This is a genomic window from Neomoorella sulfitireducens (assembly GCF_024733845.1).
Taxonomy (GTDB): domain Bacteria; phylum Bacillota; class DSM-521; order Neomoorellales; family Neomoorellaceae; genus Neomoorella; species Neomoorella sulfitireducens.
In genome coordinates this window covers 261989-282923 of sequence record NZ_JANRHG010000002.1, presented here as the reverse complement: position 1 = coordinate 282923, position 20935 = coordinate 261989, and the positions used below count along the sequence as shown (strand labels likewise).

Genomic DNA, 20935 nt, shown 5'->3' with positions numbered 1-20935 from the left:
GCACCTATTAAGCCGGGCTTCCATATATATAGAGAGTAACGCTATCCTGCCCGGGAGGTATGGTTTTATGGAAGCCGGCTTTTTTGCTTTGGTTGCCGTATCTGTTTTAAAGGGCCTTACTCTCCTGCTTTCTTACATTACCAATAATGCCTTTCCCCATCCATTGAGCGAGGAAGAGGAACAAAAGTATCTGGAACTTTGGCAGCAGGGGGATCTTAAGGCACGCAATATTTTAATTGAGCATAACCTGCGTTTGGTGGCCCACATAACGAAAAAGTTTGAGAATACCGGTGAGGATAATGATGACCTTATTTCCATCGGTACCGTCGGCCTCATCAAAGCCATAAATACTTATAATATAAATAAAGGTACAAAGCTCGCTACTTATGCCGCCCGCTGCATTGAAAATGAAATTCTCATGCACTTGCGCGCCATGAAAAAGACCCGCGGCGAGGTTTCCCTCTATGATCCTATCGGGACAGATAAAGAAGGGAATGAAATCGCCTTGATTGATGTTTTAGGTTCAGATCAGGATGTTGCCGAGATGGTGGAAACTTCTTATGAACACCGGCGAGTTATGCAAAAGGTAAATGTATTAACCCCGAGGGAAAAAAAAGTCCTGGCCATGCGTTTCGGGCTATTCCAGGGCTTGCGGCGTACCCAGCGGGATATCGCCCGTAAAATGGGTATCTCTCGTTCCTATGTTTCCAGGATCGAGAAAAGGGCTATCCAGAAACTTTTGAAGGAACTGTCTGCTGAGGGATGCAGCAAGTGAAATATAATATTTCTGACTATTGCCCTGGCGCCTATATTTGGCCTGCTTTTTATTTTGTGGGAATACGTGTAAAAAGGGTATTTCCTGTGGTATAATTTTGCCGGCAACGCCCAGGAACAGCCTTTAGATACAGGAGCCTGGGTATATACTATTTAGCTGGTGATGTTTTCTATGGCAAGGGTGCAGTTGAGGCGGGGCGAAGAAAGGCGCATTAAAAAAGGGCATCCCTGGGTTTACCGAACGGAAATTGAGACTATTAAAGGTGCCTGTCAACCGGGAGAAATAGTTATTGTAGAGGATTACCGCGGCAGGTTTATCGGCCGGGGATATATCAACCCGGCCTCCATGATTACCGTTCGCCTCCTGACGTACAGCCGTGATGAAGAAATCGATACGGCTTTCTGGCAGCGGCGCCTGGCTGCCGCCCTTGATTACCGCCGGAAGGTTTTGGCGAATACCGGGGCGGACGCTTACCGTCTTGTCTTTGGGGAAGCCGATTTTCTACCGGGATTAATAGTTGACAAATTTGGCCCCTGTTTGGTAATCCAGACCCTGGCTTTGGGAATTGATCGTTATAAAGACACGATAGTACAAATCCTGGATGAGATAATCCAACCGGATGCTATCTATGAACGCAATGATGCGCCGGTAAGGGAGCTGGAGGGCCTGGAACTGCGGTCCGGGTTCCTGAAAGGTTCCTTTGACCCGCAGGTAGTCATAAGGGAAAACGGCCTTAAATTTTGTGTAGATCTGGTCGCAGGGCAGAAGACGGGCTATTTCCTGGACCAGAGGGAAAACCGTGCCGCCCTCCACCCCTTTGTTAAAGATGCCCGGGTCCTCGACTGCTTCTGCCATACCGGAGGGTTTAGCATTCATGCTGCCCATTATGGGGCCCGGGAAGTACTGGGCCTGGATATTTCGGGGGAAGCCATAGCCATGGCCCATCGCAATGCTGCCCTCAACGGCTACAGCGATCTCTGTTCTTTTAAGGAAGCCAATGTTTTTGACGCCCTGCGGGAGATGGAACGACGGGGAGAAAAGTTTGATGTAGTTATCCTGGACCCACCGGCGTTCGTCAAGGCGAGGAAGGCCCTGGAGGGAGCCATCCGCGGTTATAAAGAGATAAATTTACGCGCCATGAGGATTTTAACTCCCGGCGGATTTCTGGTGACCTGCTCCTGTTCTTACTACATGCCCGAGGACCTTTTTATAGAGATTATCCAGGAGGCGTCCCTGGATGCCAGGCGCCGCCTGCGCCTGCTGGCCAGGGGTGGCCAGGCTCCCGACCACCCGGTACTTCTAGGTTATGACGAATCCCGTTACCTTAAATGCTTATTTTTGCAAGTTATATAACTTGAACTCCCCTGGAAGAGTTCTACAATCAATGCAGCCCATGCCCTTACGGACGCCTGCCCGCCAATTGCAACCGTGGCTTTTATGTAAAGTGCTGCCAGGCCTTTTTTCTCTAAGAACCAAAATATCTTTATCCACCGGTAGTTTATTTATGGTATAATAACCTGTAGGTGCCTGATCAGGGGTGAAATATGTTCAAGCTGCTGCAACCCGACCTCTATGTACGAACCCTGCAGGATATACCCCTGGCAGCTTTAAAGGCGCGGGGTATTCGCGGGTTGATTATAGACCTGGATAATACGGTGACTGCATGGGGACGGGCGACCCTGGACCGGGAAGTACACCAATGGTTTACGGAATTAAAAAGGCAAGGCTTAAGAGCCTGTCTCGTGTCCAACAACCGGGACGTGCGGGTGCAAAAAATAGCTTCCTGCTTGGACATTCCCGGGATATCCAGGGCCGGGAAACCCAGACGGCGGGCCTTTTACCAGGCGATGGCCGTTATGGAAACGGTGGTTGGTAATACTGCCGTTATTGGTGACCAGGTTTTTACCGATGTCCTGGGGGGAAACCGCCTGGGGCTGTATACAATCCTGGTGATGCCCATTAATAAACGCGAGTTTATCGGTACCCGGGTAATACGTAAAATCGAAAAATTGATAACGAAAAACCTGGTAATCAGCGATTTGAAAGACGTGTAAAAGAAAAATCCGGCTTCGCAAAAGCCGGATTTAAAAAATGGGCAGGTTAATCCATGCTTGAAGTAAAATCTACAACCGGCCTTGTAGCCCTTATCGGGTACCCGGTAGGACATTCTTTATCGCCTTTAATGCAGAACGCAGCCTTTGCCAGCGCCGGGCTGGACCTGGTGTACCTGGCCTTTGCTGTTGCTCCTCCCGACCTGCCGGCTGCCCTGGCCGGGCTTAAAGCCCTGGGGTTCATGGGCGCCAATGTTACGGTACCCCATAAAGAAGCAGTTATTAAATATTTGGATGCAGTTGAACCCATAGCGGCCCGGATTGGAGCCGTGAATACTATAGTTAATAAAGATGGGCGCCTCACCGGCTACAATACTGACGCCGGCGGCTTTCTGCGCTCCCTCCGGGAGGCCGGTTTTGACCCGGCCGGCAAGCAGGCAGTCATCCTCGGGGCCGGGGGGGCGGCCAGGGCGGTGGCTTTTGCCCTGGCGGGTGCCGGCTGCGCTGCGCTGACCATTGCCAACCGCACCCTGGAGAAGGCCGGTTGCCTGGCAGCAGAGCTGACCGGCCTTAAGGTTCCCGTTGGGGCCTGTAACCTGCAAGAAGAAGAGCTGCGCCCCAGGATAGAAGGAGCTGACCTGGTGGTAAATGCCACCAGTGCCGGCATGGCCCCTGCGGTGGAAGCCGTACCCCTGCCGGCCGCCTGGCTCAACAGCCGGCAATGGGTCTATGATCTGGTCTATAACCCCCTGGAAACGAAATTTTTGCGGCAAGCCCGGCAGCGTGGTTGCAGGGTTATATCGGGTTTGGGGATGCTTTTGTACCAGGGGGCTGCGGCTTTCACCCTGTGGACGGGAAAGACGGCACCGGTGGAGGTTATGAGAAACGTCCTCCTGAAAGCAACAGGTGAACCAATGTAACACCACCTGGAGGTACGGCCGTAGGTTTGATAATTTGGAGAGGCAGGAGATAATTTGCTTCGTTATCTAACCGCGGGGGAATCCCATGGGCGGGGTTTAAGTGTAATTATAGAGGGCCTGCCGGCCGGTATACCCCTTAGAGCTGAGGATATTAATACCTGGCTGGCCCGCCGCCAGGGCGGTTACGGCCGCGGCGGGCGCATGGCCATTGAACGGGACCGGGCGGAAATCCTGGCCGGGGTAAGGGGCGGTTATACCCTGGGTAGCCCGGTAGCCATTTTTATCGCCAACCGCGACTGGGCCAATTGGCAGGAGATTATGGCTCCGGGCCCGGAGGCGCGGCCCGGGCGCATAGTCACCAGGCCGCGGCCGGGACATGCCGACCTGGCGGGAGGCTTAAAGTATCACCAGGCGGACCTGCGCAATATCCTGGAACGCGCCAGTGCCCGGGAAACCGCGGCCAGGGTGGCGGCCGGGGCTACAGCTGCCGCTTTGCTCAAAGAGCTGGGAATTGAAGTGGCGGCCCACGTGGTCCGGGTTGGGCAGGTTGAAGTTAAAGGGGCGGTAGATTTTATCGCCGCCCGGCAGGCCTGGGAGTCGCCCGTCTACTGTGCCGACCCGGAAGGGAGCCGGGCTATGGTAGCCGCTATTGAAGAAGCCCGGCAAAAGGGTGACACCCTGGGCGGCGTGGTGGAAGTCCTGGCAACCGGGGTTCCCGCCGGGCTGGGCAGCCATGTTCACTGGGACCGGCGCCTGGACGGCCGCCTGGCCCAGGCTTTAATGAGCATCCCGGCCATTAAGGGAGTGGAAATCGGCGCCGGCTTTGAACTCGCAACTATTCCTGGAAGCCGGGCCCACGATGCCATTGCCTACCGGGAAGAATGCGGCTTTTACCACCCCACCAACCGTGCCGGCGGCCTGGAAGGCGGCATGACCAATGGCGAAACCCTTGTCCTGCGGGCGGCCATGAAGCCGATCCCCACCCTGATGCGCCCCTTGCCCAGCGTTGATTTCCTGACCAAAGAGCCCGCCACGGCGGCGGTTGAACGCTCTGACGTTTGCGCCGTGCCGGCGGCAGCGGTGGTGGCCTGGGCGGCGGTTGCCTGGGTCCTGGCCGGGGCAGTGCTGGAAAAATTCGGCGGCGATCATTTGCCGGAAATTCAGGGGCGATTGGCCGCTTATCGTCAGTATTTAAAAGAAGGCCTACGGGAATGCAAAGGTTTACCTTCCCCATGGAAAGAGGAAGGGGAAGGCTGATACGATGCCGGGTAATATTGTTTTGGTCGGTTTTATGGGCAGCGGCAAAACGACTGTGGGCAAGCTCCTAGCAGCCGGCCTGGGCTGGACCTTCCTGGATACCGATGCCCTGATCGAAGAGGAAAGCGGCCTTCCTATCAAAGAGATCTTTGCCTGCTACGGCGAGCACTATTTCCGGGAACTGGAGCAGGCGGCCGTTGCCCGGGCGACCGCCTGCCAACGGGCGGTTATTGCCACCGGCGGCGGAGTTGTTCTTTCGAGGGAAAATGTCCGGCACCTGCGGGAGGGCAACAAAGTCGTCTGGCTCCAGGTAAGGCCGGAAACGGCCCTGCAGCGCGCCGGGAAAAAGGGGGACCGCCCCCTCCTCCAGGGCCGGCGGCAGGAAGAGGTGGCCAAACTTCTCGCCTACCGCGAACCCTATTATGCCTTCGCCGACCTTTATGTAGCAACTGATGGCAAAGAAGCAGCAGACGTAGCCGGAGAAATAAAGGAGGCTTTAAAAACGTGGCTGGCGAACTTAAAGTAGATTTGGGTGAACGCTCTTACAGCATTTACTGCGGTTCGGGGTTGTTAAAGGAAACAGGTCGCCTCCTTAAAAAACTGGACCTTGCCCCTTCCTGCCTGGTGGTAAGCAATGCCGTTGTAGCCGGCCACTACTGGCCCACCCTGGAGTTAGGCCTCAATGCGGCCGGTTTTCACCCGCATCTCGTCCTGGTGCCAGATGGGGAAGAGGCCAAAACCCTTAAAGTTGCGGCTGAACTATACGATGCTGCCTTGGCGGCAGGCCTCGAGCGCCGGGCAGCCATTATCGCCCTGGGGGGAGGTGTGGTGGGGGATGTGGCCGGGTTTGCGGCCGCCACCTGGCTCCGGGGGGTTCCTTTTATCCAGATTCCCACCACCCTCCTGGCCCAGGTCGACGCCAGCGTGGGAGGCAAGGTGGCCGTCAACCATCCCCGGGGCAAGAACCTCATCGGCGCCTTTTACCAGCCGGCGGCCGTTATCGCCGCTCTGGACACCCTGGCCACCCTGCCGCCGCGGGAAGTCCGGGCCGGACTGGCGGAAGTCATCAAGTACGGCGTGATTATGGATGCCGGCTTCTTTGCCTACCTGGAAGATCACCTGGACGGCGTCCTGCAAGGGAATGAAGGGGTGCTGGAAACAATCGTTTTACGCTCCTGTGCCCTGAAAGCGGAAATAGTTGCCCGGGACGAGCGGGAAGGGGGCCTGCGGGCTATTCTAAATTTCGGCCACACCATCGGACATGCCGTAGAAGCCGCTACCGGATTTGCCACTTACCGCCACGGCGAAGCGGTGGCCATGGGGATGATAGCCGCCGCGCGCGTGGCCGTCCGGCGGGGGATGTTTAGCGAAGGCGAAACCGGACGCCTGGTGGAGTTGCTGCAGCGGGCGGGTCTGCCGGTCGAATTGCCGGCCCTGGATCCTGCCATCTTTCGCGAGGCCCTGGGTCATGATAAGAAAATTCTTCAAGGTCGTCTGCGGATGGTCCTGCCGGAACGCCTGGGCCGGGTGCAGATCACCCCGGTTAGTTTAGAGGAGGTTATGGCGGTTATTTCCTGAGGAATTGCCGGAGGCAGTCACCCTCGCCTGCTAAAGAATGAAAAGTTGCGGAGGGGAGCAAGATGGATAACCGGCGGCGGCTGGGAGATCTTTTAATTGCTGCAGGGATGATCACTCCGGCCCAGCTGGAAGAGGCCCTGCGGGAACAAAAACGCAGCGGGGAACGCCTTGGCAAGGTTTTAGTCCGCCTGGGTTTCATTACGGAAGCCAGCATCCTGGAAGTCCTGGAATTCCAGCTGGGCATTCCCAAAGTCGTCCTGGCCGACTACCATTTGGATCCCGAGGTAGTGCGCCTGGTGCCGGAGGGACTGGCACGGCGCTACCAGGCAATCCCCATTCGCCTGGACGGTAACCGCCTCCTGGTAGCCATGGCCGATCCTTTAAACTTGCTCGCCCTGGACGACTTGCGCCTGGCTACGGGCAAAGAGATCATGCCGGCCATAGCGGCCGAAAGAGAAATAGAAGAGGCTTTGAGCCAGTTCTGGCAAGAAGCAGCTTCTGCAGTCATGGGAGAGGTAGCGGCAGCTGCTGCCTTAGAAGTTACCGGCCCCGGAGGCGCCGAAGGGGCACCGGCCGTACGGCTGGTGAATAGCTTTATCCAGCAAGCCATCCAGATGCGGGCCAGCGATATCCATATAGAGCCCCAGGAAGGGGAGGTGCGCGTACGCCTGCGGGTGGACGGCCTGCTGCGGGAGTTGACTCACCTGCCCCTGGGGGTTCTAAGCAGCCTGATTTCCAGGATCAAGATCATGGCGGGCATGGATATTGCCGAAAAGCGCCTGCCCCAGGACGGCCGCTTCCAGTTTACCCTGGGTAAACGTAGCGTTGACCTGCGAGTTTCCAGCCTGCCCACGGTTTACGGGGAAAAGATCGTCCTGCGCCTGCTGGACCAGTCGACCATGCTCCTGTCCCTGGACGATTTGGGTTTTTTGCCTGGACTGAAAGAGCGTTTTGAAAGCCTAATACACAATTCCTACGGCATGCTTCTTATTACGGGGCCTACAGGCAGCGGCAAGACGACCACCCTCTATGCTACCCTTAATATATTAAGCTCGCCGGAAAAAAACATTATTACTATTGAAGACCCGGTAGAATACCTGCTTCCCGGCATCAACCAGGTGCGGGTCAATCCCAAGGCTGGGCTAACCTTTGCCTCAGGTCTGCGATCTATTTTACGCCAGGACCCCGATATCATTATGGTAGGCGAAATACGAGATCGGGAAACGGCTGACATTGCCGTCCGGGCGGCAACCACCGGCCACCTGGTATTCAGCACTCTCCATACTAATGACGCCGCCGGGGCCGTCACCCGTCTCCTGGATATGGGCGTCGAATCTTACCTGGTCAACTCTTCCCTTATCGGCGTAGTGGCCCAGCGGCTGGTGCGCCGTCTCTGCCCCCACTGCCGGGAGATTTATCGCCCCGAACAAGGGTCTTTGGAAAAGACCTGGCTGCCTGCGGTAGAAGAACTCTGGCGGGGGAGGGGTTGCCAGCGCTGCAACTTTACCGGTTATGCTGGCCGGACGGCCATCCAGGAGGTACTGGTTATGAATGAAGAACTTCGCGGCCTGGTGACCGCCAAGGCCCCCGCCATGGCCCTTAAAGAGGCGGCCATAGCTGCCGGGATGGTGCCTTTAATGCAGGATGGCCTGGAGAAAGTCCGGCAGGGGATAACAACGGTGAATGAAGTCCTGCGGGTTTCCCTGGGTGGTTTATAATTACTCGCTTCAGGTTGTTAGAATTCCCTGCCATTAATATCCCTGGTTTTATCCGGGAGGGTTAAAATGCTTGCGATTGAAGCTATTTTGCAGGCTGCTGCAGCCGCCGGGGCTTCTGATGTTCATCTCACGACCGGTTTACCACCGGTTTTCCGGGTCCACGGCGAACTCCGGGTCCAGCGCCAGTGGGAGCCCCTGGATGCTGCGATGACGGCCGCCCTGGTACGACCAATGGTAGGCGAAAAATGGGAGGCCTTTCAAAAGACGGGAGAAATCGACCTGGCTTATTCCCTGCCCGGCGTAAGCCGTTTCCGGGTCAACGTTTTTCACCAGCGGGGAAGTATTGGTGCCGCCATCCGCCTTATTCCCAGGGATATACCCGGCCTGGAAACCCTGGGATTACCGCCGGTGGTGGCCGAGTTGGCTGAAAAGCACCATGGCCTGATCCTGGTGACAGGACCTACGGGCAGCGGCAAGTCCACTACCCTGGCGGCCATGGTGGATAAAATCAACCGGGAGCGCAGCTGCCATATTATCACCCTGGAAGACCCCATCGAGTACCTGCACCAGCACCGCCGCAGCATCGTCAACCAGCGGGAAATAGGTTCCGATACCAAATCCTTTGCCAGTGCCCTGCGGGCCGCCCTGCGCCAGGACCCGGACGTTATCCTGGTCGGCGAGATGCGCGACCAGGAAACTATAGCCACGGCCATCACGGCTGCGGAAACGGGCCACCTGGTCCTGGCAACTTTACATACCAGTAGCGCAGTTCAGAGTGTGGACCGCATTATTGACGTTTTCCCCCCCCACCAGCAGGGACAGATCCGTATCCAGCTAGCCGACACCCTGGAAGGGGTTATCACCCAGCAGCTGCTACCGCGGGCCGACAGGAAGGGCCTGGTGGCAGCCGTGGAAGTACTGATCGCTACTCCGGCTGTTAAAAATCTTATCCGCGAGGGTAAAACCCACCAGATTGTTTCTATCATGCAGACGGGAGCCCGCTACGGCATGCAGACCATGGACATGGCTTTGCGGCAGCTGCTGAACAGTGGGGTAATTTTTGCAAGAGAATTAAATTATGGTTAATATACCAGGGAGCCGGCAGGATTCAGGCAATTTATGGCGAATTATAATATGATTAACCGTGTTAAGGGCAAACCTGGCGAAAGCCAGGGACGCAAAGCTACGGGCCTGTAGACGCTGTCATGGCCGCCGGGCTGCCGGGGAAGTATAATTTCTTTCTCTGCAACCGGTGGCTTTTATTAATGGTTATGGGGTGAAATCATGACCTTCGCCTACCGGGGGCGGGATACAAAAGGGGAGGCGGTCAGGGGTACCATAGAAGCGGACAGCCAGGAACTGGCCATCCGGGAACTGCGCAGCCAGGGTATTTTTATTACTCACTGCCGGCCGGTAGCTTTACCCCCGGCCCGGAACTGGCGGCACCTTTTCCGGCGGCCGGTATCCCGTCGCGACCTGGCCCTCTTTTGCCGCCAGCTGGCGACCATGCTTGGTGCCGGCCTGCCCATTATATCGGCCTTACGGATTATTGAAAAACAGGCGGAAAATTCTTCCTTGCGTGAGAGCGTTACGCTGCTCCTCCGTGATCTAGAGGCAGGGGAGGCCTTTTACCGGGCCCTGGAACGGCAGCCCCGGGTATTCCCGCCCATCTTCATCCACACCGTAGAGGCCGGTGAACTGAGCGGGGCCATGGACGAGACCCTGGGGCGCCTGGCCGGACACCTGGAAAAAGAACATGAATTAGAGGAAAAAGTAAAGTCGGCCCTGACCTACCCGGCGATAGTCAGCATGGTTGCCCTGCTGGTAGTTATTATTCTCCTGACTTATGTCCTGCCTTCGTTCCGGGTCATGTTGAACAGCCTGCAGGTGCCCCTGCCCTGGCCGACGCGCTTGATTTTGGGGCTAAGTGAGTGGCTGCGGCGCCTGTGGTTTTTGGTGTTCTTAATCCTGTCCGGCGCCGGTTATGGGTTTTACCGCTGGCAGCAGCGGCCGGCAGCCCGCTACCAGCTTGACAGGGTGCTGCTCCGCCTGCCTGTTATAGGTCCCCTGAACCTGAAGACGGTATTATCCCGTTTCAGCCGCACCCTTGCCACTCTCCTTCACAGCGGCGTCCCCGTCCTGACGGCCCTGGAAATTGTGCGGCGGACGGTTGGCAACGCCGTGGTAGCAGAAGCCGTAGCCCGGGCGGAGGAAAGCGTACGCGACGGGCAGGGACTGGCGGCTCCCCTGGAAGCCAGCGGCGTTTTCCCGCCCATGGTGGTAGAGATGATTACCGTGGGGGAAGAAACGGGCGCCCTGGATTTTATGCTCGAACGAGTGGCGGCTCTTTACGAGCAGGAGGTAGGGGCAATTGTAGGCCGCCTGGCTTCCCTCATAGAACCAATGCTGATTGTCGTCCTTGGAGGCATTGTGGGGGTAATCGTAATTTCGGTATTTCTTCCTTATTTCCAGGTGCTGGGCGGCATAAGATAAAAGCTTATTGGTAACCCGCCCGGCAAACTACCGGGTTGTTAATATCCAAATAAGGCATGTTGATAGAAAAGGAGGGGTTATTACCTGTATAATTCATCGACAAACGATCTGCAGGAACAATTCAGTAAGAATTTTAAACTCAAGGAGGGCTGCTTTATATGAAACGGAGAATGAAAAGGGCCTGGAATGAGGGCGGTTTTACCCTGGTGGAGCTTCTGGTGGTTATCGCTATAATCGGCATCCTGGCAGTATTTATAGTCCCCACCGCCTTAAATGCCACTGAAAAGAGCAGGGTAGCCAAGGCCGAAGCCGACTACAGGGCTATAAAATCGGCGGCGCTGATTGCCTATGCCGATACCGCTGTTTGGCCGCCAACTAAAGATGACGGCACAGATCCGGGATTTGTTGCTAAAGTGAATTATGATGGTTATGATGAAAATAGTAATGATAGTGATATGAAGAAGTGGAAAAACCGCTGGGACGGTCCCTACCTGGATGCCTGGCCGGGCCAGAACCCGTGGGGCGGAAAATATTACTATATAAATGATACTGAAGATATAAACGGTGACGGAAATGTAGATGAAGATGATCTAGGAAGGTATTTAAAACTTGATAAAGTGCCGGACGGCGCAATCGAGAAGTTATTAGTTAATTTAGAAGGAGAAAATCTAGCGTCAATTAATCTAACAGATAATAGTGTTGTATTTCCAATAAAAGACAGTAGCAATAACTATACTGGGGACATATACCTTTTAATTTCCAAAGATTAAAGCCAATAGTTAAAAAACATATGCTGCCGCCGCAATATAGCAGCGACGGCAGCATGTACCTTTATATGCGACCGAGAACTTATGGAAATGATGATAATAATCGATATAAATGTTTTGGAACCAAAACTCATGACGGCGCTGTTCTTCCTTGCAGGTCTTTTAACCGGCAGTTTCCTCAATGTGGTCGTATACCGCCTGCCGCGAGGAGAAACGGTGGTCTGGGGGCGGTCATACTGCCCCGCCTGCAGGCGGTCGCTGGCCTGGTACGACCTTATTCCCATATTGAGCTATCTGTTTCTACGGGGAAGGTGCCGTTACTGCCGCCTGCCGATTTCCCCTCGATACCCTATAGTCGAGCTTGTCACTGGCGTGGTGTTTACCACCCTTTTTTATAATTTCGGCCTCTCGTGGATCCTGGCAAAATACCTCTTTCTAAGCGCCGTGCTGGTAGCCGCCAGCTTCATCGATCTGGAGCATTACTTAATCCCCGACAGCCTGGTGGTGACCGGTGCCTGTGGCGGTATTCTTTTAAGCCTGCTGGCGCGGGATGTGGGGTTCTGGGCTGCCCTGGGGGGAATCGCTGCGGCAGCAGGATTCTTGTTGCTCGTTGCCGTAATAAGTAATGGTGGCATGGGCGGCGGGGATGTCAAGCTTGCCGGGATGGTAGGGCTTTACCTGGGTTTGCCCCTGGCCGCTGTTGCTCTTTTCCTTTCCCTGATCACAGGCGGCTTGGCAGGCGTTTGCTTGCTAGTCTCTGGCCGGAAAAAGCGGCAGGACCCTCTACCTTTTGCGCCTTATATAGCGGCAGGAGGGTTGCTGGCGCTGTTATTTGGGAAAGAAATCTTGCACTGGTATTTGCTTAAGTTCATGTGAAGCGATGAAGGGCGAGATGCGAGCACTTTATACGGCTGTGAACGATACGGCAGGGAAAGAAAAACCTGTTTCCAGGCAAGCGGTACAGGGAGGGCATGGTTTTACCCTGTTAGAAGTAGTGACAGTAGTTGCCATTACCAGCATCCTGGCGACGGTAACCCTGCCGGTAGTGAACAGAAGCCTGGCCTGGTGGCAGGTGCAGACGGCGGCCTGGCAGCTGGTAAGCGACATCCGGGCGGTCCAGCAGATGGCCGTCAGCGGCGAAAATTATCACCGCACTATTCTCTTTGATACCGTAAATAATTTGTACCGGGTCAGGAAAGACGCGGTGATCGTCAAGGAAACTAAACTACCTGACGGGGTAACCTTTGCCAGCGTGGCCTTTCCCTACAGCAGGTTGTCTTTTAACCTGCAGGGTGTACCCTCGGCCAGCGGCGACATTGTCTTAAAGGATCGCTACGGGCGCTTTTACTATATTACTGTCCTGCCGGTAACGGGACGGGTTAAAGCCGGGAGCACGACATGAAAAGAGACTGCCTGCCTGTTAATAACCGCGGGTTGACCCTGGTTGAAGTACTGGTAGCCACTGCCATCCTGGCGGCGGTACTGGTACCCATGCTGGGTATGTTTACTACCGCTGCCCGGGGCTATACCAGGGGCGGACAGGAAACCGTAGTTTTAAACCTGGCCCGGGAACGCATGGAAACCTGCCTGGCGGCCGGTTATAACGGCCTGGCTGGCCTGCCCGGAGCCGGCGAAACCTGGCAGGCTTACCCCGGCCGGCCGGGATATGAGTACCAGATAATTACAACGGATTATGAACCCTTCCTCCAGGTGAAGGAAGTGGTGGTAAGGGTGCGCCCGGCACATGGCACGGCAGGGGAGGTGGAACTGGCAACCCTGGTTGCCAGGTGGCCGTGAATTGGCAGCGGGCCGGTCTTACTTTAATAGAAACTGTAATTTCCGCCACCCTGGTGGTCCTCGTCCTTATGGCCAGTTTGAGTACCCTGGAGGCGGGTTTGAAATGGTGGCAGCGTGGCTGGGACCGCATGGATGCCCAGCAGAATGCCCGTGTGGCCCTGATGCAAATGACCAGGGAAATCCAGGCCGCCAAGGAAATAGTAAGCGGTTCCGGTACCGGTACGCTAATTATTGCCGACGCGGCAGGCAATCAATATAAATACCTGTTGTCGGGTGAGAACCTCCAGCGGGCCGTTAAGAATAAAGGTTCTTCAAGCTTCAGCGGTTATAATCTCCTGGCCTACGGGGTAAAAACCCTGGAATTTTTTTATGATCATCCCCAGGCGCCTGAACAAAGCAAGATTGTAACCATCCACCTGGTTACCCGCGGTGATAGTGGACGGGATTTTGAAGTGACTACCGCGGCGGCCCTGAGATTAAAGCTGCTGAATCCCGGCGGTTAGAATTCAGGTGAGCTTTCGTGGTCGAGTTCTGGCTGCATAGAGCTGCAAGCAAGAGAATAACAGTCCGGACAGGGATGGCATGGCAGTGCTGGCAGCAGCGCGGCAGCGCCCTGCCGGCGGTTTTGCTGGCCATCCTGGTCCTTTCCCTCCTGGGGGCCGGGTTCCTTTCCCTCTCCTTGGTGGAGCGCCAGGGCGCGGCGAATGAAGTTAAGATTACCCAGGCCACCTACCTGGCCGAAGCCGGCATCAACCTGGCCCTGGCAAGACTACGCCGTGATCCCGGCTGGCGGGAAGGGCTAGGAGAAATTTATCTAACCCCGGCAAAGGGACGGATCACCAGCGTAAGTGTGGTACCGCAGGCTGCAAGTTATCGCCTGCGTTCCGAGGGGGAAATAGACGGGGTCAGGCGAGCGATAGAGGTAGACCTGGCCCGCCCCTTTTTCAGCTATGCCCTGGCCAGCGCCGGGGACATAACCATCAAAAACCCTTTGACTATTAACGGCGATCTATTTGCTACAGGCAGCATTTACCTGCAAAAGGGGGCCAGCGGCAACGTTGCTGCCGGGGTGGATTTAACCATTCAAAATAACACCACCGTCCAGGGCAGTGTGGTTACCGGTCGCTACCTGTACAATTACGGCACCATCCGCGGTGATGCCACCGTGGGCCAGACTACCGACAAATACGGCAACGATCCCAATTATTACGGCCGGGTTAACGGGCAGGTAATCAAGGGGCTATCCTTTTCTTTTCCTAACTGGCCCGGCGACCTGGCAGCCCCTTACACCGGCGGGGAACCTCTCCCGGCAGGGGAATACACCCTGGCCATGCTCCAGGAATTAGTCGATAGCGCCCCGGCGGGAGATAACGATATAAAGATCCTGTATTGCCCTGGCGATTTAATTATTGAGAGTGGCAAAGGTAAAGGCAATGATCCTGATTTTTATACCGGCAAGGCCATTATAGCTGCGGCCGGGGATATTACCCTAGGCAAGGATATAAGGGTAACTACCGGTAGCGATGCCTGGGCCTTTGTAGCAGGCAATGATATCCTCCTTGATGGCGGCGTAACCGTTGATGCCGTTCTCATGAGCAACGGCTATTTTTATAAACAGGGCGCTGCCAGTACCATTAATGGCAGCCTGGTAACAGGCGGTTTGACCGAGGTAGATGAAGATGACGGCGGTGACAATAAGAGTTCCAAAGACAACAGCCGTGGCAATATTAAAGGCCCCTTAACAATTAACGCCCAGGATAACAGGATCCAGGTTTTAAGCCCTGTCCTGGCTGCAACCGGTTGGCAGGTTCTATCCTGGCGGGGGGCTTCCCTGTACTGAATGAACATAACCTTGTTGAATAAAGTATGATTAAAAATAGGAGTTGACTTCCGGATGCGCTGGCCGAGACTATGGAGGCGCCCCAAGCACCTTGGCATCGATCTGGGTACTACCGCCGTCAAGGCGGCCGTTTACCAGGGCCGGCAGTGGCTGGCGGCCAGCGTGCCGGTTCCCCCGGGCGGCATGGCCGACACCCAGGCCCTGGTAGCAGCCGTTGCCGAGGCAGTCTCCCGGACCGGATGGCACGGACGCCGGGCAGTTACGGCCGTGAGCGGGGAAAGGGTGGTTGTCCGCTATCTGAAATTGCCGCGGATGACCCTTGAGGAACTGAAAAGCGGTATGGCCTATGAAATTGAAAACCACCTGCCCACCGGCGCCCGGGACATGGTAGTGGACTGGGCCATCCTGGATGACGGCAGGGAAGCAGCCGGCAGCCAGATGACGGTTATTCTTGCTGCAGCCCCGAGGGAACAGGTGACAAGCTTGTACCAGCTTTTCCATGCTGCCGGCCTGGAACTGGTTGCCATTGATCTGGTACCCATAGCCCTGTGCCGTGCCCTGGCCGGAAAAGCCGGCGGCAGTTCGGTGATAATTGACATCGGCGGGCGCTGGAGCAATCTGGTCCTGGTCCAGGAAGGACGCCCCCTCTTCAGCCGGGTAGTTGCTATTGGCGGGGAAGAGCTGGGCCGGCCCGGCATTAGCGGTAGCAGCCGTATGGGCGAAATTGTCCAGGAAATCCGGCGTTCCCTAGAGTTTTACCGTTCCCAGTCCGGGATAACTTTTAACCCGGAACATTTAATCCTGACCGGCGGTGGCGCGCAGGTCAACAGGCTGGCAGACTATTGTTCCGGGGAACTTGGAGTTGCTGTGACAATGGGCAGGCCGTGGGCTGGCCCGGGCGGTCCATTGGACCCGGCCCTGGCCGTAGCCGTGGGACTGGCTTTACGGGAGGGGTAATGTAAAGATGAATACGGCTATTAATTTATTACCCCCCGAGTACCGGCCGCAGCGGCTGTCGTTGAGCAGGGGAGCTATCATTGCCTTTACTTCAGGTGGATTACTCTTAACACTCTATGTTTTATTCCTTATTCAATTAGGAATTACCTCCAGGAGGGTTGCCCGGCTAGAGGAACAACTGGCTCTCTATGAACCCCGGGCCCAGCAGGCAGCTGCCGCCGGTAATGAAATTAACGAATGGCAGCAGAAGGAAAGAGAACTGGAGCGTTTGGTAAAGGAAAGGCGTCGCTGGCAACCGGTACTTACCGCAATTAATGATGCCCTGCCGCAGGAGATCTGGCTGGTACGCATGGAAGAAGACGGGGCTAAAGGAGAACTAATACTGGCCGGGCGCAGCAATTCCCTCCGGGCGATTGCCATTTTTATAAATAACCTGCAAGATAGCGATATCTGGCAGGCCGTCAATCTCCAGGAAGTTAAAGGGAATGGTGACATCCTAAATTTTACCATACGGGCAGTTTTTAAAGACGCGCGCGGGGATACGGACAAAACAGGGGCTGCAGGTTCTGATCCGGTGCCCGACCGGATGGCAGAAAAGTCCCCGGGTTAAGAAACCGCAGGCAAGGATGGCAACAGTAAATGAAACTAAAAAACTACCAGTTCAACCGCCGGGAAAAAATACTACTGGTTTTACTGGCCGTTGTTATGGGAATTATATTTTTCAATAAAGTTGTTTTAGGCATGCAGTTGCCGGTTTATAGGGAACTGCAGGGGAGGCTCAAGACAGGCCGGGAACGACTGGCGACCGCCGAGCAGCTTGCAGCTTCTGCTGCCGGGCTGGTACAAAAAGCCGAACAAGCCCGGGAGGAATGGGATGCTACCAGACTACACCTGGGTTTCACCCTGGGGGGTACAGCACCCTTCCTAGAAGCGGCCCAGCCCCGGGACCGGTCCCTCCAGGTATTGGCCTTCCGCCCCCTGCCGGTAGAAAAGAAAGACCCCTTCCGGGTCTATCCCTATGAAGTTACCATTAGCGGCCCTTACCCGGCGTTGCATGATTATATAAGCCAGTTAGAATCCCTGCCGGCCCTAACGTACATTCGCAATTTAAAGATTCTTGCACGCGAGGAGAAGACCGGGACGGTCGAAGGGAGTTTTGTTATAGACCTGTACGATCTGGGAGAAGGGAATTTAGTCCCCGGGCTAATCGCCCTTTTTCCGGCCGGACGGGACGACGGTTTCGCGCCCCCGGCGGTAGTTGTTGCTGCGGGGGAGGGAGCCGAAGGTGCAGGAGTTTCTACCGGCCGGGGAGAGGCTGCCGGGAGCAGTCCGGCCAGTTCCTCGAAAACCGCTACTTCAGGGCCGGTGCCTCAAAATTTACCTTCTGCCCCTCCGTCTCCCCCGTTATCAGCGGGCAACCCTGGAACAACCCCGCTAAACGCCGGCGAACCACCTCAATATACCTTACCTCGCCTGGTAAAGGATGGCCTGGTACCCGGGCCGCCCTACCAGGATCCCCCGGATGGTGCCGGGGTAGTATGGCTTGAGGAATTGCGGGTGTTGCGCAATGTAGGACCTTTCTTCCTCCTGGACCGGCCGGCGGCCCTGGCAGGTATGCACCTCGCTCGCAGCTCCGGTGTATATTTAAGCAAGGAGCAGAAACAAGCCGAGTTAAAGGTCGATCTCCAGAAACAATTTATTCGCCTGCGGGGATTTATAGGCATCGACGATAGCTTTGCCAACAGTAGCGGGGTAGTAAAGGTCGACATTTTTGCCGACGACCGGCAGCTTTACCAGGGAGAGATCAGGCCGGGGGATTATCCCCAGTTCCTGGATCTATCTTTTACTGTCGTCCGGCAATTGACCTTCAGGCTGGAATGGCAGGCTGGTGGTATCGGGGAATATGATCAATTGCTGGCCACCCTGGCCAGTCTCCGTTTTTATCGCAAGGACTAGCAGGAATATTTTCCCGCCCCTTGAATTATACTTATAAGAAGTTATAGAGAAAGGGTGGGCAGATGCTTTTAACTGAAGGCGATCTCAAGGCCATCCTGGAGGCCGCCCTGGCCGGGGGCGGCGATTTTGCTGAAATATTCCTGGAACGGCGCCGGACTACCAGCATCAGCTGCGAGGACAACAAGATAGAACGAGTCGTTTCCGGCCTGGATCAAGGAGCTGGCATCAGGGTAATCACCGGAGAAAATACCGCCTATGGTTACAGCAACGACCTGGACCGGGAGAGCCTGATCCAGACGGCGACCCTGGTCGGCAAAGCCCTGCCGGGGCGGCCCCGGCCCAAGGAGATTAGCTTTAACCGGCCCCGGGCCCAGGTGGAATTTACCATCCAGAAGCGGCCCGACCAGGTGCCGGTAACCGAAAAAGTCGCTCTGGTGCAAAAAGCCAACGCGGCCGCCCGGGCCGTGGACAAGCGCATTACCCAGGTGACGGTGGGCTACGGGGACGTCATCCAGGAAGTTACCATTGCCAACAGCGACGGTGTTTTAGTTGAAGACGAGCGGGTACGCTGCCGCTTTGTTGTCAACGCCGTTGCCACCGACGGTAAAGTTATCCAGACGGGGTTTGAATCAGCCGGCGGGCACCAGGGATGGGAAATTTTTGCAAGCGTCGATCCCGAAGAGAAAGCGCGCCAGGCTGCCCGGCGGGCCGTCATGATGCTGGAAGCCAGGCCGGCGCCGGCAGGTAAAATGCCGGTGGTTATGGCCGGCGAGGCCGGGGGCACCATGATTCACGAGGCCTGCGGTCACGGCCTGGAAGCCGACCTGGTCCAGAAACAGCTCTCCGTTTATGCCGGCAAAAAGGGGCAGAAAGTGGCTTCCGAATTGATAACCGTCATCGACGACCCCACCATCCCCGGCAAGTACGGCTCCTACCGTTATGATGACGAAGGCACGCCGGGACAGGAAACGGTGCTCATTGAGAACGGCGTCCTGAAGGAGTATATGTACGACTACCTGGCAGCCCGGAAAGAGAACCGCCGTTCTACCGGAAACGGCCGCCGGGAATCCTACCAGGACCGGCCCATACCCCGGATGACCAACACCTATATTGCACCCGGGAAAGACGACCCCGGGGCTATTCTGCGGGAAACCAAACACGGCCTCCTGGTCAAGCGCATGGGCGGCGGCCAGGTTAATACCATCAACGGCGACTTTGTTTTTGACGTGGCCGAAGGGTATCTCATCCAGAATGGCAAGATAGGGCCGGCCGTCAGGGGTGCCACCCTCACCGGCAATGGTCCCGAAGTGTTGAAAATTATTGACCGCGTGGGCAACGACCTGGGCTTCTCCCTGGGTACCTGCGGTAAAGACGGCCAGGGAGTGCCGGTCGGGGACGCGCAACCCACGATGCGTATCCCGGAGATGGTGGTCGGCGGCATCCTGGATGAGGGGGATCAAGATTGATGGATTACCAGGCATTACAAAACCAGTACCTCGACCTGGCGGCCAGGGTGGTAGAGATGGCCGCCGGCAAGGGGGCCGTCGCCGAGGCCTACATAAACGCCGGTGAGAGTTTAAATATTGAGGTTCGCAACCAGGAAGTGGAGGCCCTGACAACGGCCCGGGACCGGGGCCTGGGTTTAAGGGTAATTGCCGGCCAGCGGGTGGGATTTGCCTACACTACCGATTTCAGCCCCGGTGCCCTTGAGCTTTGTGTGGAACAGGCCCTGGCCAACGCCCGGATGGCCACTCCTGATGAGTATAACTGCCTGCCGGCCCGCTATCCCGGCTACCCCCAGCTGGACCTTTTTGATCCCGAGATAACCAACACCCCCGTGGAGCAAAAGATTGAACTGGTGCGCGAGATCGAACGCCAGGCCAGGGCTTACGACCCGCGGGTGAAGATTACGGAAAGCTGCTCCTATAACGATTCCCGCTACCTGGTTGTCCTGGTAAACTCCCGGGGCATAGCGGTCGCCAGCCAGGCTGCCTACTGCGGTGCCAGCACCTTTGTGGTAGCGGTGGAAAACGAGGAGAGCCAGACGGGTTTCGGCCTGGCCTACGGGTTACGCTATAAAAATATCGACCCGGCAAGGATCGGCCGGGAAGGAGCCTCCCGGGCCGTGCGCATGCTCGGCGCTAAAAGGGTAAACACCCAGCGGGCGGCCGTTGTGTTCGATCCCTATGTAGCTACCAGCTTCCTGGGGGTCATTGCCCCGGCCCTGGCCGCCGATGCCGTCCAGAAGGGCAAGTCCCTTTTCCGGGGTCGGGTAGGCCAGCAGGTGGCGGCCCCGGTCGTAAATATTATTGATGACGGTTGCCGGCCGGACGGTATTGCCTCCAGCCCCTTTGACGGCGAGGGGGTACCCACCCAGCATACGGTGCTGGTGGAAAAGGGCATCCTTAAATGCTACCTGCACAATACCTATACGGCCGCCCGGGACGGGGTAAAATCAACCGGTAACGGTGCCCGGGGTTCTTTCAAGACCACCCCGGAAGTGGGAACGACCAATTTTTATATCGAGGCTGGCACCCGTACCCCGGAAGATATAATTAAAGAGATACCGAGAGGCCTTTACGTAACCGAGGTCATGGGCATGCACACGGCCAACCCCATCTCCGGCGATTTTTCCGTCGGCGCCAGCGGCCTCTGGATAGAGAACGGCGAGCTGGCCAGGCCGGTCCGGGGCGTGGCCATAGCCGGTAACATCATCGGTCTCCTGGAAGGGATTGACGCCGTGGGTAACGACCTCACCTTTTTCGGTGCTACCGGTGCGCCCACGGTACGTATTACCGGCATGACCATCAGCGGTTAAGTACACTC

General features: G+C 56.3%; 21 protein-coding genes and 1 riboswitch. All 21 genes read left to right on the top strand.

Annotated elements, in window-relative coordinates:
- Positions 1-67: 67 nt before the first annotated feature.
- On the top strand, positions 68-775 hold the full coding sequence (gene sigK / locus NWF31_RS04265) for an RNA polymerase sporulation sigma factor SigK (protein WP_258359269.1): 708 nt from the start codon (positions 68-70) through the stop codon (positions 773-775).
- A 171-nt stretch (positions 776-946) separates the two neighbouring features.
- Complete coding sequence (locus NWF31_RS04260; RefSeq protein WP_258359268.1) at positions 947-2128, top strand: class I SAM-dependent rRNA methyltransferase; 1182 nt, start codon at positions 947-949, stop codon at positions 2126-2128.
- Between the two features lie 191 nt (positions 2129-2319).
- Positions 2320-2829, top strand: a complete 510-nt coding sequence (locus tag NWF31_RS04255) for a YqeG family HAD IIIA-type phosphatase (RefSeq protein WP_258359267.1) — start codon at positions 2320-2322, stop codon at positions 2827-2829.
- Between the two features lie 53 nt (positions 2830-2882).
- Positions 2883-3746 (top strand): shikimate dehydrogenase, encoded by an 864-nt coding sequence (locus NWF31_RS04250; RefSeq protein WP_258359266.1) that lies wholly within the window; start codon positions 2883-2885, stop codon positions 3744-3746.
- 54 nt (positions 3747-3800) lie between these two features.
- Complete coding sequence (gene aroC / locus NWF31_RS04245; RefSeq protein WP_258359265.1) at positions 3801-5003, top strand: chorismate synthase; 1203 nt, start codon at positions 3801-3803, stop codon at positions 5001-5003.
- Between the two features lie 4 nt (positions 5004-5007).
- A complete protein-coding gene (locus tag NWF31_RS04240; protein ID WP_258359264.1) occupies positions 5008-5529 on the top strand; it encodes a shikimate kinase in 522 nt (173 codons plus the stop codon).
- Positions 5508-6581 carry a 3-dehydroquinate synthase gene (gene aroB, locus NWF31_RS04235; protein ID WP_258359263.1) on the top strand — a complete coding sequence of 358 codons (1074 nt, stop codon included), beginning with the start codon at positions 5508-5510 and terminating at the stop codon, positions 6579-6581. Before NWF31_RS04240 ends, aroB begins: the two co-directional genes overlap by 22 nt.
- A gap of 62 nt (positions 6582-6643) precedes the next feature.
- Positions 6644-8299, top strand: a complete 1656-nt coding sequence (locus tag NWF31_RS04230) for a GspE/PulE family protein (RefSeq protein WP_258359262.1) — start codon at positions 6644-6646, stop codon at positions 8297-8299.
- Between the two features lie 66 nt (positions 8300-8365).
- Positions 8366-9385 carry a type IV pilus twitching motility protein PilT gene (locus NWF31_RS04225; RefSeq protein ID WP_258359261.1) on the top strand — a complete coding sequence of 340 codons (1020 nt, stop codon included), beginning with the start codon at positions 8366-8368 and terminating at the stop codon, positions 9383-9385.
- Positions 9386-9441: 56 nt separating this feature from the next.
- Positions 9442-9524, top strand: a riboswitch (cyclic di-GMP riboswitch).
- A gap of 59 nt (positions 9525-9583) precedes the next feature.
- The gene (locus tag NWF31_RS04220; protein ID WP_258359260.1) at positions 9584-10792 is read left to right on the top strand and encodes a type II secretion system F family protein; all 1209 of its coding nucleotides are present in this window, start codon (positions 9584-9586) and stop codon (positions 10790-10792) included.
- A 158-nt stretch (positions 10793-10950) separates the two neighbouring features.
- Positions 10951-11562, top strand: a complete 612-nt coding sequence (locus NWF31_RS04215; RefSeq protein ID WP_258359259.1) for a type II secretion system protein — start codon at positions 10951-10953, stop codon at positions 11560-11562.
- 129 nt (positions 11563-11691) lie between these two features.
- The gene (locus NWF31_RS04210) at positions 11692-12435 is read left to right on the top strand and encodes a prepilin peptidase (protein ID WP_258359258.1); all 744 of its coding nucleotides are present in this window, start codon (positions 11692-11694) and stop codon (positions 12433-12435) included.
- 16 nt (positions 12436-12451) lie between these two features.
- Positions 12452-12961, top strand: a complete 510-nt coding sequence (locus NWF31_RS04205; RefSeq protein ID WP_258359257.1) for a type II secretion system protein — start codon at positions 12452-12454, stop codon at positions 12959-12961.
- The gene (locus NWF31_RS04200; protein ID WP_258359256.1) at positions 12958-13356 is read left to right on the top strand and encodes a type IV pilus modification PilV family protein; all 399 of its coding nucleotides are present in this window, start codon (positions 12958-12960) and stop codon (positions 13354-13356) included. Before NWF31_RS04205 ends, NWF31_RS04200 begins: the two co-directional genes overlap by 4 nt.
- Positions 13353-13859 (top strand): hypothetical protein, encoded by a 507-nt coding sequence (locus NWF31_RS04195; RefSeq protein WP_258359255.1) that lies wholly within the window; start codon positions 13353-13355, stop codon positions 13857-13859. Before NWF31_RS04200 ends, NWF31_RS04195 begins: the two co-directional genes overlap by 4 nt.
- Before the next feature lie 17 nt (positions 13860-13876).
- A complete protein-coding gene (locus tag NWF31_RS04190) occupies positions 13877-15196 on the top strand; it encodes a hypothetical protein (protein ID WP_258359254.1) in 1320 nt (439 codons plus the stop codon).
- 54 nt (positions 15197-15250) lie between these two features.
- Complete coding sequence (gene pilM / locus NWF31_RS04185; RefSeq protein WP_258359253.1) at positions 15251-16153, top strand: type IV pilus biogenesis protein PilM; 903 nt, start codon at positions 15251-15253, stop codon at positions 16151-16153.
- Positions 16154-16160: 7 nt separating this feature from the next.
- A complete protein-coding gene (locus tag NWF31_RS04180; protein WP_258359252.1) occupies positions 16161-16763 on the top strand; it encodes a PilN domain-containing protein in 603 nt (200 codons plus the stop codon).
- 29 nt (positions 16764-16792) lie between these two features.
- Positions 16793-18109, top strand: coding sequence for an NPCBM/NEW2 domain-containing protein (locus tag NWF31_RS04175; protein ID WP_258359251.1), 1317 nt, complete (start codon positions 16793-16795; stop codon positions 18107-18109).
- A gap of 62 nt (positions 18110-18171) precedes the next feature.
- Positions 18172-19575, top strand: coding sequence for a TldD/PmbA family protein (locus tag NWF31_RS04170; protein ID WP_258359250.1), 1404 nt, complete (start codon positions 18172-18174; stop codon positions 19573-19575).
- The gene (locus NWF31_RS04165; RefSeq protein WP_258359249.1) at positions 19575-20927 is read left to right on the top strand and encodes a TldD/PmbA family protein; all 1353 of its coding nucleotides are present in this window, start codon (positions 19575-19577) and stop codon (positions 20925-20927) included. Before NWF31_RS04170 ends, NWF31_RS04165 begins: the two co-directional genes overlap by 1 nt.
- The last annotated feature ends 8 nt before the right edge of the window (positions 20928-20935 follow it).

What these genes read in the sequence shown, in the direction of transcription:
- NWF31_RS04200 (WP_258359256.1), top strand. Translation starts at nt 12,958, where the DNA reads ATGAAAAGAGACTGCCTGCCTGTTAATAACCGCGGGTTGACCCTGGTT.
- NWF31_RS04225 (WP_258359261.1), top strand. Translation starts at nt 8,366, where the DNA reads ATGCTTGCGATTGAAGCTATTTTGCAGGCTGCTGCAGCCGCCGGGGCT.
- NWF31_RS04165 (WP_258359249.1), top strand. Translation starts at nt 19,575, where the DNA reads ATGGATTACCAGGCATTACAAAACCAGTACCTCGACCTGGCGGCCAGG.
- pilM (WP_258359253.1), top strand. Translation starts at nt 15,251, where the DNA reads ATGCGCTGGCCGAGACTATGGAGGCGCCCCAAGCACCTTGGCATCGAT.
- NWF31_RS04175 (WP_258359251.1), top strand. Translation starts at nt 16,793, where the DNA reads ATGAAACTAAAAAACTACCAGTTCAACCGCCGGGAAAAAATACTACTG.
- NWF31_RS04215 (WP_258359259.1), top strand. Translation starts at nt 10,951, where the DNA reads ATGAAACGGAGAATGAAAAGGGCCTGGAATGAGGGCGGTTTTACCCTG.
- NWF31_RS04205 (WP_258359257.1), top strand. Translation starts at nt 12,452, where the DNA reads ATGCGAGCACTTTATACGGCTGTGAACGATACGGCAGGGAAAGAAAAA.
- NWF31_RS04260 (WP_258359268.1), top strand. Translation starts at nt 947, where the DNA reads ATGGCAAGGGTGCAGTTGAGGCGGGGCGAAGAAAGGCGCATTAAAAAA.
- NWF31_RS04250 (WP_258359266.1), top strand. Translation starts at nt 2,883, where the DNA reads ATGCTTGAAGTAAAATCTACAACCGGCCTTGTAGCCCTTATCGGGTAC.
- NWF31_RS04180 (WP_258359252.1), top strand. Translation starts at nt 16,161, where the DNA reads ATGAATACGGCTATTAATTTATTACCCCCCGAGTACCGGCCGCAGCGG.
- NWF31_RS04220 (WP_258359260.1), top strand. Translation starts at nt 9,584, where the DNA reads ATGACCTTCGCCTACCGGGGGCGGGATACAAAAGGGGAGGCGGTCAGG.
- NWF31_RS04230 (WP_258359262.1), top strand. Translation starts at nt 6,644, where the DNA reads ATGGATAACCGGCGGCGGCTGGGAGATCTTTTAATTGCTGCAGGGATG.
- NWF31_RS04240 (WP_258359264.1), top strand. Translation starts at nt 5,008, where the DNA reads ATGCCGGGTAATATTGTTTTGGTCGGTTTTATGGGCAGCGGCAAAACG.
- NWF31_RS04210 (WP_258359258.1), top strand. Translation starts at nt 11,692, where the DNA reads ATGACGGCGCTGTTCTTCCTTGCAGGTCTTTTAACCGGCAGTTTCCTC.
- NWF31_RS04255 (WP_258359267.1), top strand. Translation starts at nt 2,320, where the DNA reads ATGTTCAAGCTGCTGCAACCCGACCTCTATGTACGAACCCTGCAGGAT.
- sigK (WP_258359269.1), top strand. Translation starts at nt 68, where the DNA reads ATGGAAGCCGGCTTTTTTGCTTTGGTTGCCGTATCTGTTTTAAAGGGC.
- NWF31_RS04170 (WP_258359250.1), top strand. Translation starts at nt 18,172, where the DNA reads ATGCTTTTAACTGAAGGCGATCTCAAGGCCATCCTGGAGGCCGCCCTG.